Here is a 12,457-nt window from a genome sequence, read left to right on the forward strand (position 1 = left end):
GCAGGCCATCGTCATAGCACTTACACCAAAGGCCAGAGATATACCGATAAAGCCAATGACATCACCCTGACTTAAATTATCGAGTTAATTTTCGATAAATAAACAACACAATGATTGCCCCAACAACAGCAATGACCATGCTCTGAACATTAAAACCAGAAATATTACCGATGCCGGCGAGGGAGGCTAAGTAGCCACCAACCACGGCACCAATGATACCCAGGACGATGGTCATGATGAAACCTGAGTTCTCTCTGCCAGGCATGATAAATTTCGCGATAATACCCGCAACAAGACCGAATACAATCCAAATCAGAATACCCATTACATCTCCATTGAAACAAATCATCTATTGTTATGTTTGCTTTGGTTTTTAAACTAAAGGAACGGCACAATATATAAGTGACAAGTCCTAAACAACACAATAGGTTTTTCTAAAATTACAAACTCATGCTTCTGCGCAATTAAGATATGGACCAGAACTGTCAAATCAGAGTTACGTAATATTCAGAATATCCATTTTAAATATTTCACCGCACATAAGACGAGTGGTTTTGTTAAAATATCCAATTATTAAATATACTCGGAGATTTGTATGGCTTTTTTTGATTTCATCAAGCATGCCGGTGAAAAGATCTGGGGCAAGGCTGACGCCAGTCTCGCTGATAAAACGAACAAATTAAAAGAACATATCAGCGCACTAGGACTTCCCGGTACGGAAAGTGTTGTTGTTACTATTAATGATGATAACAGCGTGACGTTATCCGGAACGGTGCCTTGCCAGGAAACCAAAAATAAAATCATCGTTATGGCCGGGAACGTTGAAGGCATTAGCGGCGTAAATGATAATCTTCAGGCTGAGCAGACAGGCCAGGAAAGTCAGTTTTACACCGTTATTAATGGTGATTCTTTGAGCATTATCGCAAAGCGCGTTTATGCTGATGCCGGGAAATATCAAATTATTTTTGAAGCCAATAAGCCAATGCTATCTAACCCCGATAAAATTTACCCTGGGCAAAAGCTGATTATTCCAGCCCTCGAAGGTAAAAAATAAGGAGCAGTTTGCGTGTCTATTTTAAATACAGTTACGGATATGTTTGCCAGCAAAGGTTCAAGTGGCAATGATCTTGAATCTGTTTTGTCATGGATTGAATCACAAAATGGTATTTCAGGCATTCTGGATAAAATGAAGCAGCATGGTTTAGGCGCAATGGTTGAATCGTGGCTGAGCGATAAAGAAAATATTTCCTTGCTGCCAGAACAAGTCCTCTCATTTATGGATGCTCCGGAGCTGGGTAAACTGGCTAAAACTTGTGGCATCGATCTTCCTTCTGCTGCAGGTCTTCTCGTCAAATACTTGCCATTACTGGCGGATGGTTTATCGGCCTCAGGGGCTCTGACATCGGGAGCAACGAAGAATTTACTGTCTGAAGGCATGTCCCTTCTTCAAGGTAAATTGAACATCTAGTCCCTTCGCTCACCAGAATTTTACCTGTTAGCAGAGTGGCAGTGTTTTAATCTGTCATTCAACTTAAGGTTTATACTCAGGGCGGATATTCGCTCGCTTTTAAAATATGTCATTTGAATAATATAATGCTATCAACATAGATTGAGTCCGCATAATTAAGAGGTAATAAATATGAGTTATACCCACGTTTTAGTAAAGATGAATGCGGCAGAGAAGGCAAAGCCACTTGTTCATGTAGAATCCGATTTAGATGAAAACTTTGTTGTTGAGCATATTATTAAGCCATTTATTAATGGTGAGGTGATTTTCATCGATGGCTCTCGTGCGAGATCTGAAGATATTGCAAAAATATCAGTGTATAGCAGTGAGAAATGTGGCCTGGAATTGCATGATGAGGAAAATGGGAAAATAAAACAGAGCTCAGCGCGTGCTCGTGCCAACCGGATTTTTTCGGGTAATGTTGGCATGACAACATTGTCTTCAGCTATTAAGGGTGAAGGTAGCCAGGAAATTACACGTAAAGTATTCAATCAGGCGATGGGCGTTTCCTGATTTCCGCCAGTGACTCTAGCCACACCGCAAAATTTATTGCCTGGTGTGGCAAGTCGCTGAAGGCCCAGCATAAATCTCATCGATAGCAAGAAATATCAGGACTGATTACGTCTTAAAAATGTTCCCAATATCGATGTTTGAGCATCTCGATGACTGGCACTGTTTTCAGGGAGAAAATCAGTAATGTCCCGTGACAGCCGCCGCAGTAACGGGATGATCAGAACCTGCGACAACCATCGTGCGTGCAACAGGATGCGCACCGTTGCCATTAGTCGCCGCTGCCATTGCAGCAGGGTGATCCGATGACATAATGGCAGCTCCGCGGGCAACCGAATGTGCTCCGTTACCACTGGTGGCTGCCGCCATTGCAACAGGATGGTCGGATGTAGCGACAACCGTTGTTCTGGCAATCGGGTGATAATTAGCAAATGCCGGAAGACTCACGGTTGCAAAAATTAATACCATCATGATCTTTTTCATAATATTACCTCTATGAACTAATACATTATTTACAGCATGGAACGACAATCAACGTATCTCTTTCAGTCGGGCGCCAATGCGCAGCAAAACCTTATGGGGGAGATTTGTTTTTTCACACACCATAATCAACCCATATCACACGTATTAATAGTGCTTTTTTGTTTATATTTAAATTTTAAAAAACACTACCTTTAGATTATATTTATTTTCAAATGGTTACTCAGTAATTCCTAAATCTCCAACATTTAAGTGCTGCGATGAGCAGATAGGGCTACTCTCGATAAGTCCATGATCATCAAATCATAAAAGTATTATTAACAGGCCCTCACGTTAAGAACGTCACAGGCAGCAAGAGTCCTCAACGTACAGCCTGCTGGCAGCAATCATTTTCGGAGCTCATGCCTGATTTTTTAAAACTGATAGCTGTAGTTTACGCTGGCGAACCAAAAATAAGGATCATCATAACTCCCTTTGTAAATCGCCGGAGATTGTACGCGCGACGACTGCATATGTAAGTATGATGCGGCAACCCCAATGTTACTTTGCTGCGTGATTTGGTATTGCGCACCCGTAGCAAAACGCCACTCGTCGCCGGTGGGTAACGTGAGGGCGACGTCGCTCTGTGAATCGTAAACTGTGCTGTCAAACGCCACGCCCGCGTTTAAACGCCACTGTTCCGTTGGGCGATACTGCACACCCAGCGCAGTATGCCAGGAGTCTTTCAGGCGGTTTTTTTTATCTTCCTCCTGCCCTGATACGGTTATCTGCGGCGCACCAAACTGGCTCCAGTCCTGCCAGCCAAGATCTCCCATCACAGACCACTGTTTATTTATGTCATGTACCAGACTCAGCATGATTTGTTGTGGTGCCTGCACCAGTGCCGAGATGGGCAGGTCATAATCAACATTGGGTACGTCCGGGAGCCGGACTTTACCGTTGATATCAAAATTGTATTTGGTTTCACTGGTCCAGGTGATACCGGCGCGGGTTTGATCGGTCAGCGCCATCAGCAGGCCAAGGCGATAACTCAAAGCCCAGTCGTGATCCTGCTGTTTTTCATCATTTCCCCCGACGTTACGCGTTAGCGAAAGCAAACCGTAGTTAACGTTGACTGAACCGCCAACGGAGAGTCTGTCATTGATTTTATAGGCCAGCGAGGGACTCAGCGTCATGGCAACCATGCTGCTTTTCTTGATCAAACGATCCCCCTGCCAGTTACCGTAATCAATACTCAGTCCATAGTTACCGTAGAGCCCAATCCCCGCGTAAAGATCGTCATTAATCTTTTGGGTATAGAACGCGCTGGCATTGGGGAAAAAATGCATGATATCACCGGGACTTTTCCGGCCGTTTTCGTTGTCAAGCGAGTAAGAGACATCCCCATCCATTGCCTGCAATCCACCCGTAAACATATGATCCGGCAGCCGTGTCATCCCTGCCGGGTTGGTCACTATAGTAGAAGCGTCCTGAGCACGAGCGGCCTGTCCCGCTCCCGCGAGAGCCGTATCTTCTGTACCAATCTCGTAGAAATAAAGGGCACTCGCATGGCTTGTCTGAGAGAAAAACAGACCGAAAAAAATCAAGATCGGTTTTTTCATTTTCCACCTGAAAATTATTGTCATTATTGAAATAGTTGATGTTAATTACAGCGTAGTTTAAGTCCCCCAAATATCCATTTTAGCGATGTTTGAGTCTGCAACATAAGCCGTTCTCTTGGCAGATAAAACGGTTCAAACAGGATTGAACTAAGGTGAATTCAAAGAGAATTTTTTTTAGATAATATCAATATCATAACTGTAAAACGTAAAAAAAAGGTAACTCCGATTAAAAAACCTTTAGTCTGCAGTTTCAAGCTCATCCGCCAATTGGCATTGACCCCAGAGCCCGAAGTAAATTTAGACTGGCCCCCTGAATCTCCAGACATTTTGACTCACTTAATAAGTGATAGTCTTAATACTAGTTTTTAGACTGGTTATGGAGTTGAGGATGATCGATGTTTTAGGCCCTGAGCGCCGTAGACGACGTACCCCACAGGAAAAAATGGCCATCGTTCAGCAGAGTTTCGAGCCAAGTATGACAGTGTCGATGGTTGCCCGTCAGCATGGTGTTGCTGCAAGTCAGTTGTTCCTCTGGCGTAAGCAATATCAGGAAGGCAGTCTGACCGCCGTTACCTCCGGTGAACAGGTTGTTCCCGCATCGGAGCTGGCCTCAGCCATGAAGCAGATAAAAGAACTTCAGCGTCTGTTGGGTAAGAAAACGATGGAGGTTGAGCTGTTGCGTGAAGCAGTGGATATCGGCCGACAAAAAAAGTGGATAGCGCACGTACCCTTGTTACCAGAGGATGGCGAATAAGCTTCGTCAGTCGCTGTTTGCGGGTCTCACGTGCGCAGCTTCATGCGATACCGCCGTCCGGATGACTGGCAGGATCGTCGATGTAAACGTCAGCCCGATGATACTGAAGCACTGGCCCGCATCCATGCTGTTATCGGTGAAGTGCCGACTTACGGCTATCGTCGGGTATGGGCATTGCTGCGCAGACAGTCAGAAACTGAAGGTGTCGCGGTTATTAACGCCAAACGCGTCTACCGGATCATGCGTCAGCATGCGTTATTACTTGAGCACAGGCCAGCACTGGCAGTAGCAAGCCGGGCTCACACAGGCAAAGTAGCGGTAAATGAAAGCAATCGTCGGTGGTGTTCAGACGGGTTCGAGTTCCGCTGTGACAATGGAGAAAAACTGCGTGTTACCTTCGCACTGGACTGCTGCGATCGTGAAGCGTTGCACTGGATGGCGAGTACAGGTGGGTACGACAGCGCCACGGTACAGGATGTGATGCTGGGAGCGGTGGAACGGCGCTTCGGAAGTCAGTTACCACCGAAACCAGTTGAATGGCTGACAGATAATGGTTCGGCCTATCGTGCTCACGAAACGCGACGGTTCGCGAAAATGGTGGGTCTGATACCGAGAACGACAGCAGTACGCAGTCCGGAAAGCAACGATATGGCTGAGAGCTTCGTGAAAACGATGAAGCGTGACTACATCAGCATCATGCCAAAGTCGGACATGATGACAGCAGCGAGGCATCTTGCGGAGGCGTTCGAACACTACAACGAATGGCATCCGCACAGTGCGCTGGGATACCGGTCGCCACGGGAATATCTGCGGCATCGGACCAGTAATGGGTTAAGTGATAAAAGGTGTATGGAAATAGCGGGTCAAGATCAAAATTTATATTTAAATTTAACGTGGCAATGCACTCTTATCTGAAATATCTACTACTATTTTCAATAACATTCACAGACTCGAGACCGAGATTATATGAAAAAGGTACTTTACCTGAGCATGCTGGCTCTCTGTATCAGTAACGCATGGGCCGCAGACGCTATCAGCCTTGATAAGGTTCGCGAACTCGAAACGACGCTTGTAGGTAAAAAAGATGTCAGTGTAACGCCTGTAAATTATGCTTTTGCCGAACTCGATGTGGCGATGAACGAAGAAGTCAAACATGGTGCAACAAATAAATTTTATCACCACCGTATGCCGATGGAGATTGATAAACAACCTGCGGTATTGATGAACCGCGATACGCTATATTCTTTTGCCATCATTGATGCTTCTCACGGTGCCACGGTTCATGTTCCCGAAGGGGATGGTCGTTATATTTCTCTGCACGTTATGGATCATGATCACACCACTGAGCATGTATATTACGGCGCAGGTGATTACAAAATTGACCCTGCCAAAGCGACTCATTTTCTGGTTCTGAATATTCGAACCCAGGTTAATCCAAACGATCCGGCTGACATCCAAAAAGCCCATGGTATCCAGGATGAATATAAAGTAACCTTCCCGGAAGGCTACACGCCAAAAGCGTTCAAGATGATTGACTGGAACAGGGATGAATTGAAAAAACTTCAGGCTCATTATCGCCAGCTCGCAGATAAACGTGGCGTCAGTAAAACGTCCGGCCCGCGTGGCGATTATCCTCAAGATGATGTCAATATCGGTGCTGCAGTGGCCACGGGTTTACTCCCTGACAAAGATGCCTGGTACTCATTTAATACCTATAAGGTGGATAAAAATATCTGCTATACCGCGACCTATCAGGTTCCGGGAATGGCAAAACCTGATCTCGGTTTTTATTCCCTGACCATTTACGGTGATGATCTCTACCTTCATAACGAAAAAGGATCGAGTCTTTCAAACAAAGAATTGAAACTCGACCCGGGCGGAAAAACGTTCACCATGCATTATGGTACAGAGCAAATCTGTGGAAATAATGCGCAAAACTTGCTTCTCGCACCTACGGATAACTGGACGCTGGCTTTACGTGTTTATTTTCCAACCCAGGATATTCAGGACAATAAATATAAACTTCCTGAACCTAAGCCGGTGAAGTAATTCATACACAGGAGGAAGGCTGAGCATTCAGTCTTCCCCTTACTCAAGAGAAGATATCAATGAAAACAACCCTACGCGCTTTGGCCATCGTGGTCGCTATGCTAACCAGTTCTTCTGTGCTTGCTGTCGATACTGGCGTACAAACTGATGGGCAAGTCACGGCCCAAAACCCTTCGTTCGCCGCGACAAACGGTGTCAAGGTCACTATGGATAATCTTATCCGAGCCGAAACAGCCAAATATTTCGCCGCGGAAACATTAACGTCCGGTGGAAATAAATTCCGCCATGAACGCAAAGGTATCGACCTCAAAAATCAGACGGTTATCCGCTCAAATTTTGATCTGATTTATTCGTACGGTGTTTTCGATACTAAAGAAGGGTTAACGGTTTCTGTTCCTGCTTATGATCTCTATCAGAGCGTACATATTTTCGATGATGATCATTTCACTATCGCCGTTGTTTATCCGGGGCAAACCGTGACCGTTAAACAGTCGGACTTAACACACGGTCGTTTTGTTTATCTCTTCATGCGTACTCAGCCCAGGAGCCTGGATGAAAAGGGGATAGCAGAACTGAATAAGCGGCAGGATATGGTGAAAGTGAGTTTTGGTGGCACGCCTGAACCCTATAAAAGTGACGTGAAATACGATGTTGATTCCTTCAACAAACTGCGTGCTGAAATGGTTCGCCGTGGCCCGAAAGAAGCGGTGATTTATAAAGGTTTTGTCTCTAAAGGGGATAAAATTATCACGCCGCAATACCAGTTAGTGAATATCGGCGGCTGGGGTGGGCTACCGGCAAAACACGCATTTTACTGGGTAGTGGCTCCGGGTGATGAAGGCGCTAAAAATGCACAATGTAGCTCTACCACCATACGTCCTCTTCCCGTTCAGTATGACAAAAATGGTTACTGGTCATTGACGGTTTATAATGCTGAAGGCTGGGTTAAATCTGACCCATTTGTGATTAATTCACATCATGCCAAAGCGAATAAAGATGGCAGCTACACGCTTCATTTCAACTGTGGTGACAAGGCGATTAACAATTTCCAGACTACGAAGAACTGGAATGCATTAATGCGTGCCTACTTGCCCAATTCCGTTGACGATATCCTTAAATTCTCCAAAGACATGCAGGAAAATCATCCGGTCGTTAGTCAGAAATAATCCAGTATTAAGGGAAATAGGGTCGTGGCGGCTGTATTTCCCTCCTTCAGGTTAACTCGTCGATAATTATTTATAACCCTGATGAGGCAAAGTCCGTGAAGATAACCAAATTACTGATTGCACTTGCTCTACCCTGGGGCGCGCATGCTGCTGAAGACCACGCTCCGGATGCCGCACAGGCAAATAACCCTCTTGCTAATATGACTGCATTCAACATGCAGAACTACTATATCGGTGATATTAGCGGAACGGACAAGGATGCCAACCAGTTCTGGTTCCGTTATGCCCAGCCTTTTTCTCTGGGAGAAAGCAACTGGTTGTTACGTGCTTCTCTTCCCGTTAACACCTATCCTTCTGCGCCTGACGGAGGGCATCAGACCGGGCTGGGTGATCTGAATCTTTTCACGGCGTATCTGATTGATACCGGCAATCCGGCCATCAGTTTTGGCTTCGGACCTCAGCTTACTGCACCCACCGCGACGGAAAATTCTCTCGGCAGCGAAAAATGGTCTGCCGGCCTGGTTAACGTGCTCTTCGACGCCAGTTCACCCAAAATTCAGTTCGGTTATCTGGCGTCATGGCAGCACAGCTTTGCCGGGGAAGGGGATCGTAGTGACGTAAACCTGGGCGCTTTCCAGCCCTTTGTCTTCTATCAACTGGGCGGCGGCACCTATCTGAGATCTGCACCTATCTGGAACTATAACTTCCAGAATGACAGTTACGGCGTTCCGCTGGGGCTGGGCGTGGGGCAGGTCATAAAACAGGGCAAGACAGTTTATAACTTCTTTATTGAGCCACAAGGCTCCGTTGCCGATCGCGGACCCGGGCAACCACGCTGGCAAGTTTTTGCCGGTCTGAACCTTCAGTTCAATTGACACGAAAGCGTGTTATTCACTTATACCCGAGGTAAATAATGAAAAAAGTAAATGCCATACTGATGACGACCATGATCATGGGCTCTTCAGCATACGCGGCTCAAACGGTTACCCCAGAAAACTATGCCCGTGCCGAAGTTGACCTTTCTTATCAGAACGTGGTTAACGATGTTGGCAGCAATAAATTCCGCCATGACCGCACACTGATGCCACTGGATAAGCAACCTGCGGTGACCATGAACCGCGACACGATTTACTCCTTTGGTGTCTACTATGTTCCGAATGGCACGACGGTAACGTTGCCTAAATCGAAAGATGGCCGCTACCAGTCGGCAATGATCATGCAGAATGATGACTTTACTGATCAGGTCTTTTATGGCCCGGGTACTTTTGAGATAAAATCAAAAACCGAATTTGCGGCAATCGTGGTGCGCACTCAGGTGAATCCTGGCGATCCGCAGGATATTGACTATGTCCATAAATTACAGGATGAAATATCCGTAAAATGGCCTGCCGGTACCAAGGTTAAGTCTTATAAGCCTGTTGACTGGGATAAGGACAGCCTGATGACATTGCGTAAGCAATATCAGGCCGAGGCAGCGAAATTGCCTAACTTCAACGACACCGCCGGTGCGCGGGGCAAAATTGATCCGAAGATGCTGCGTCTTAGCGCCTCTGTCGCACTCGGTTTGCTTCCGGCACAAGATGCTGTTTATCTCTACCGTGACTTTGGCCTGAGCGGCGATAAATGCTACAAAGCCACCTATAGCAAACCAGACTTCAACGAGGGCGGTTTCTTTTCCTTCACGATGTATGGTGCGGATAAATACCTGCACGATGAGAATTCTATTTTGAACAACAGGACCATTAAATTCGATCAGGATGGTAAATTCACAATTTACTATGGTCCTGAAAAGGTGTGCGGAGCGCAGAAAAACTGGCTACCTACTCCTGGAGATAACTGGTATCTGGGAATGCGTATTTATCGTCCGGGTGAGTCAGTCATTAATGGTACTTATACCGTACCGACACCTGTCGAAGTGAAATAAAATTTCGGGCGAGGGCCAGGTAACACTGGCCTTTGTGGATATCCGGGGGGGGGGGGTGTCAGAGGTTTTGGAACCTCCACGAATGTTATTATGTCCCTGCGTCGCTTCCTGCGTCAGCTTGCCGCAACGGTGACGAAGGAAGAGGCACAATAAAAAATCCCCGGCCGGAGCCAGGGATGAATTAAGGTCAGAGCAAGTCAGGGGTTATGAAACCTGATGCAGTTCCAGACCGTGCTGAACCAGCAACTCAACGTCACTGCCAGCATGCTGGTACACCTCATACTGAATGCCACCTGCCGTCACTGCACCGCTATCCTGCCATTCAGCGTGAGTAATATCTTCGACTTTCAGTTCAACCACATCACCCTGGTCGCCGGTGACAGCCAGCTGTTGCTTGCCGTCCTGCACAAACAGATTCGGATGCGCTTCGCTGAGAATATCGCTCAGGGTCAGATGCAGAGTATTCTGCACATGGTCAGTGATATCCGCATGTGCCGGAGACTGTATTGCTGTACTTAACTCAATCAGATTGGCGTTGTTTGCGGACGCATCGGTGTGTGTATCCTCCGTCTGCACTCTGCTCAGAGTTAACGCTTGGGTTTCGGCCTGAGCGCTCACGCCTTGCTGTACAGCACTGATGTTATCAATCCAGAAGTCATTACCGCTACCGGTTGAGACTTTATCGTTGAATGCCAGCGTGATTTCACCGGAGGTTTTAGCAGTCCAGGAGCCTGTAATTGTCTGCGCGGCATCTGTAGCGGTGTGATAACCCCCTACCAGCTGGCCATCCACGGTCAGCCCTACGTTTGCAGCTGTCAGCATTTTGTAATCTGTAATATGACCATACTGATAGCTGAAGTCATATGTCTTACCTGCTTCAACATAGATCTTCGTACTCATAACGTCACCGTTATAATCTTTTCCGAATCTTTTATCCGTTCTGAACTCAGCACGTTGATTTGTAGTGATGCTATTCGTAAACCCATCCTCAGACGTCGCATGCTCACCAAGAACACTCCAGCCCTGAAACGTTTCATCGTTGAAATCCCAGTGATATGAAGACTCTGGTTGCGGCTCGATGTTAATCACAAACTTCTCGGATGTATCACTCAGGTTACCCTGAAGCACAGAATCAACAGTGAAGACATGTGTGTGTAAGAGATTATATTTCGGCGTGTATTGCCAGTTTCCATCAGCATCGGCAATAGCCGTACCCTCTCGTCCATTATCGATATAGACCCTTACGATACTGCCTGCTTGAGCATGGCCGTGTAACGTTGGATCTCGATCGTCCGTGTAGGTCCCGCTTCCGAAGCTGGCGCCCGCATCGTCATGATAGGAATCGATAGTCGGTGTCACCATAGTGATAATTTCCGACACAACGTTCACGACAAAATCAGCAGAGTGTGCACTGGTGTTACCGGCTGCATCTGTTGCGGTCACGGTGAAATCATGCATGCCGTCCGCACGTTCAGGCGTGGTGTAGCTCCAGGTACCGTCAGCACCTGCTATCGTGGAGCCCAGCAGGGTGCCGCCTTCGTACACGTTGACAATGCTGTTAGCTTCCGCATGGCCCTGAAGGGTTGGCGTGGCGTCATCGGTGGTGGCACCACTGAGGGAATTACCCGCATCATCATGGAAAGAGTCAATGGTTGGCTGGTCAGGTGGGGTGATGTCATCCTGATTGGTATCAACAAAGTTAACCACAAAGCTGTCGCTTGGCTCGCTGGTGTTGCCCGCTGCATCGGTGGCCGTTGCCGTGATGATGCGGTTGCCGAATGAGGGCTGGAACGGGCCTGTCATCTCGAATACCCAGTGACCGGACGCATCAGCCACAACCGAGCCATCGACGTAGATAGCCCCTGTCGATTCAACCACGTGGCTGATAACCACGATGCTGTCATGTTCTGCTGTCCCGCTGATTTTCAGCTGGCTGTCATCTGTGCTGCCGCCGTTGGCGACCGGACCCTGTTGCGTCCCCACATCGTCATACACTTCAGTGATAACCGGCGCATCCGGTGGGGTAATGTCAGGCGGGGTGTTGTCGTCCGCATTGCTGCCGGTCAGGGTCACTGTGAAGGCGTCGCTCGTGACGGTATGGCCGTCTGTATCCACAGAAGAAACATGGAAAATATTTTCCGCGCCGTGACCCGCCTGCATGCCCTGTTTACCGGTGAACTGGTAGTGCCAGGTACCGTCATTACCGACGGTGACATGGCCAAGGGTGTAGGTTTTTCCTGTTATCGGACCGTACATAGTGACAATCACCACGCTACCTGGCTCACCGGTACCGTGCAGCTCAGGCTGCGTGTCATCAGTTTTACCGCCGTCAGTGACCTGCCCCGTATGCAGGCCCACATCATCAATGATGTAGGCGATTTCCGGGGTGGCGAACACGTCGGCATTCGTGGCCACGGTTTCCACGCTGTAGCCTGCGCTGCTGTCGCTGGTTCCCATGGCATTGGT

General features: G+C 47.4%; 13 protein-coding genes. 9 read left to right on the forward strand and 4 right to left on the reverse strand.

Annotated features, from left to right (window positions below; translation table 11 throughout):
• Window positions 1-76: 76 nt before the first annotated feature.
• A complete protein-coding gene (locus tag D6C13_RS23170; protein WP_120135020.1) occupies window positions 77-325 on the reverse strand; it encodes a GlsB/YeaQ/YmgE family stress response membrane protein in 249 nt (82 codons plus the stop codon).
• A 270-nt stretch (window positions 326-595) separates the two neighbouring features.
• Here D6C13_RS23170 and lysM point away from each other — a divergent pair, with 270 nt between their 5' ends.
• The 3 genes from lysM to D6C13_RS23185 all read left to right on the forward strand — a co-directional run bounded on the left by lysM (window position 596) and on the right by D6C13_RS23185 (window position 2,020).
• On the forward strand, window positions 596-1,054 hold the full coding sequence (gene lysM / locus D6C13_RS23175; RefSeq protein WP_120135021.1) for a peptidoglycan-binding protein LysM: 459 nt from the start codon (window positions 596-598) through the stop codon (window positions 1,052-1,054).
• Between the two features lie 12 nt (window positions 1,055-1,066).
• Window positions 1,067-1,468 (forward strand): YidB family protein, encoded by a 402-nt coding sequence (locus D6C13_RS23180; RefSeq protein ID WP_120135022.1) that lies wholly within the window; start codon window positions 1,067-1,069, stop codon window positions 1,466-1,468.
• A gap of 171 nt (window positions 1,469-1,639) precedes the next feature.
• Complete coding sequence (locus D6C13_RS23185; RefSeq protein ID WP_120135023.1) at window positions 1,640-2,020, forward strand: hypothetical protein; 381 nt, start codon at window positions 1,640-1,642, stop codon at window positions 2,018-2,020.
• A gap of 177 nt (window positions 2,021-2,197) precedes the next feature.
• On the opposite strand, the gene D6C13_RS23190 is transcribed toward D6C13_RS23185, so the two are convergent.
• Together D6C13_RS23190 and D6C13_RS23195 are read right to left on the reverse strand one after the other, a co-directional pair.
• Window positions 2,198-2,488, reverse strand: a complete 291-nt coding sequence (locus D6C13_RS23190) for a hypothetical protein (protein WP_244212770.1) — start codon at window positions 2,486-2,488, stop codon at window positions 2,198-2,200.
• A gap of 422 nt (window positions 2,489-2,910) precedes the next feature.
• Complete coding sequence (locus D6C13_RS23195) at window positions 2,911-4,098, reverse strand: OmpP1/FadL family transporter (protein ID WP_120135025.1); 1,188 nt, start codon at window positions 4,096-4,098, stop codon at window positions 2,911-2,913.
• A gap of 388 nt (window positions 4,099-4,486) precedes the next feature.
• On the opposite strand from D6C13_RS23195, the gene D6C13_RS26240 reads away from it, so the two are divergent.
• The 6 genes from D6C13_RS26240 (at window position 4,487) to D6C13_RS23220 (ending at window position 9,991) form a co-directional block, all read left to right on the forward strand.
• Entirely contained in the window at window positions 4,487-4,852 is a 366-nt protein-coding gene (locus D6C13_RS26240) for a transposase (protein ID WP_425272747.1), read from the forward strand.
• Between the two features lie 30 nt (window positions 4,853-4,882).
• Entirely contained in the window at window positions 4,883-5,767 is an 885-nt protein-coding gene (locus D6C13_RS26245) for an IS3 family transposase (protein WP_425272748.1), read from the forward strand.
• A gap of 51 nt (window positions 5,768-5,818) precedes the next feature.
• Window positions 5,819-6,901, forward strand: coding sequence for a DUF1254 domain-containing protein (locus D6C13_RS23205; RefSeq protein WP_120135026.1), 1,083 nt, complete (start codon window positions 5,819-5,821; stop codon window positions 6,899-6,901).
• 59 nt (window positions 6,902-6,960) lie between these two features.
• Window positions 6,961-8,067 (forward strand): DUF1254 domain-containing protein, encoded by a 1,107-nt coding sequence (locus D6C13_RS23210; RefSeq protein WP_120135027.1) that lies wholly within the window; start codon window positions 6,961-6,963, stop codon window positions 8,065-8,067.
• Between the two features lie 95 nt (window positions 8,068-8,162).
• A complete protein-coding gene (locus D6C13_RS23215) occupies window positions 8,163-8,942 on the forward strand; it encodes a hypothetical protein (RefSeq protein ID WP_120135028.1) in 780 nt (259 codons plus the stop codon).
• Window positions 8,943-8,980: 38 nt separating this feature from the next.
• Complete coding sequence (locus D6C13_RS23220) at window positions 8,981-9,991, forward strand: DUF1214 domain-containing protein (RefSeq protein WP_120135029.1); 1,011 nt, start codon at window positions 8,981-8,983, stop codon at window positions 9,989-9,991.
• 204 nt (window positions 9,992-10,195) lie between these two features.
• Here D6C13_RS23220 and D6C13_RS23225 read toward each other — a convergent pair.
• Window positions 10,196-12,457 (reverse strand): Ig-like domain-containing protein (locus tag D6C13_RS23225; protein ID WP_208642936.1); only part of this gene is annotated, 2,262 nt, incomplete at its 5' end.

This window comes from Rahnella woolbedingensis (assembly GCF_003602095.1).
Taxonomy (GTDB): domain Bacteria; phylum Pseudomonadota; class Gammaproteobacteria; order Enterobacterales; family Enterobacteriaceae; genus Rahnella; species Rahnella woolbedingensis.

Excerpts from the sequence above, each read along its gene's own strand:
- D6C13_RS23205 (WP_120135026.1), top strand. The coding sequence starts at position 5,819 with ATGAAAAAGGTACTTTACCTGAGCATGCTGGCTCTCTGTATCAGTAAC.
- D6C13_RS26240 (WP_425272747.1), top strand. The coding sequence starts at position 4,487 with ATGATCGATGTTTTAGGCCCTGAGCGCCGTAGACGACGTACCCCACAG.
- D6C13_RS23220 (WP_120135029.1), top strand. The coding sequence starts at position 8,981 with ATGAAAAAAGTAAATGCCATACTGATGACGACCATGATCATGGGCTCT.
- lysM (WP_120135021.1), top strand. The coding sequence starts at position 596 with ATGGCTTTTTTTGATTTCATCAAGCATGCCGGTGAAAAGATCTGGGGC.
- D6C13_RS23190 (WP_244212770.1), bottom strand. The coding sequence starts at position 2,488 with ATGATGGTATTAATTTTTGCAACCGTGAGTCTTCCGGCATTTGCTAAT.
- D6C13_RS23170 (WP_120135020.1), bottom strand. The coding sequence starts at position 325 with ATGGGTATTCTGATTTGGATTGTATTCGGTCTTGTTGCGGGTATTATC.
- D6C13_RS23210 (WP_120135027.1), top strand. The coding sequence starts at position 6,961 with ATGAAAACAACCCTACGCGCTTTGGCCATCGTGGTCGCTATGCTAACC.
- D6C13_RS23195 (WP_120135025.1), bottom strand. The coding sequence starts at position 4,098 with ATGAAAAAACCGATCTTGATTTTTTTCGGTCTGTTTTTCTCTCAGACA.
- D6C13_RS23185 (WP_120135023.1), top strand. The coding sequence starts at position 1,640 with ATGAGTTATACCCACGTTTTAGTAAAGATGAATGCGGCAGAGAAGGCA.